This window comes from Pseudomonas rustica (assembly GCF_018336155.1).
GTDB lineage: Bacteria > Pseudomonadota > Gammaproteobacteria > Pseudomonadales > Pseudomonadaceae > Aquipseudomonas > Aquipseudomonas rustica.
In genome coordinates, this window is sequence record NZ_JAGYHF010000037.1 from 1 (window position 1) to 1,039 (window position 1,039).

Annotated in this window: 1 protein-coding gene and 1 pseudogene; both read right to left on the reverse strand. The window is 61.7% G+C overall.

Annotated features, from left to right (window positions below; translation table 11 throughout):
- Window positions 1-609 (reverse strand): hypothetical protein (locus tag KFS80_RS26740; protein WP_212546471.1); only part of this gene is annotated, 609 nt, incomplete at its 3' end.
- An 81-nt stretch (window positions 610-690) separates the two neighbouring features.
- Window positions 691-1,039, reverse strand: a pseudogene (locus KFS80_RS26745) (phage head morphogenesis protein); the annotation flags it as partial.

Sequence of the window (1,039 nt, forward strand, 5' to 3'; positions counted from 1 at the left end):
GTCCCACGTTTTGGTGGCCCCGCCACCCTTACCCCCGGCAGCCCCGCCGCCGTTCGCTTGCGTGCCGCGCACCAATGCTGCGTAGCGCGGCGCTTGCTGGAATTCTTTTGCCAGGTCTTCGATAGTGGCGATGGTCAGGTTGCCGGCGGCATCCGTGACCTTTACCTGCCCGTCTACGATCTTCAGGCGGCGCTGGACGAACTCAGCGAGGATTTCGGCGTTCTCACCGTCGGCGATGCTGCTGGAAACCTTCGAGGCTGCCGACGTCAGGTCGCGGCGCTCGATGTTCTGGGTCAGTTCAGCCAATCGGGTGCGCTCGGCGGCCAGAGCCTGCTCGCTGCTGGCATACAACTGCTCGAAGTCGCCTTTCGCCTTGGCGGCATCGAGCTTTTCGCGCTCGAGCTTCTCGTCCGCCTCACGCTTCAGGCGCTTAGCTTCCTTGGCCTCGTCTAGGAGCGTCTGGTTCTGGCGCTTCAGGCCTTCCAGATCCTCGCCGCCGGCGGGCAAGCCCTCAATGCTCAGGACGAAGTCATCGCCCATCGCCTTGTAGAGCGCCTGCATAGCCGCATCGAGCGCTTCGTATTCCGCCTTGCTGATCTTGTACTTCATGTCATCCCCCGGATGATTTGCCGTTGGCTCAGCCTCGGGCATAAAAAAACCGGCTCAAGGCCGGTCGTTTGTGGTTCGTTGTCAGAGCCCTGCTCGCTCGAAAGCCAGCGGCTCAAGGTCTTTCAGTTGCTGAAGGGTCAGCGTCTTGCCGTTGTCATCCACGAACTTCTCCAGCGTCAGCTCGCCCTTGGTGAAGAGCGCGTACCGATTCGGGCCGAGGATGTCTCGCTGAAAGGCAGCAGGCTGGCGCGAAAGCCACTCCTGATAGCTCGTCTTGCTGGACACCAGCGTGACGCCGTAAGGGCCGATTGAGGGCCGGGTAGATCCGGGAATTTCACGGGCAAACTGATCTTTCAGCACGGGCAGCGCGCTCGATCGGCAATTCCAGTGTCCAGGCGGCTTGGGGTCTTCCCATCCGTAGATGTGCTGG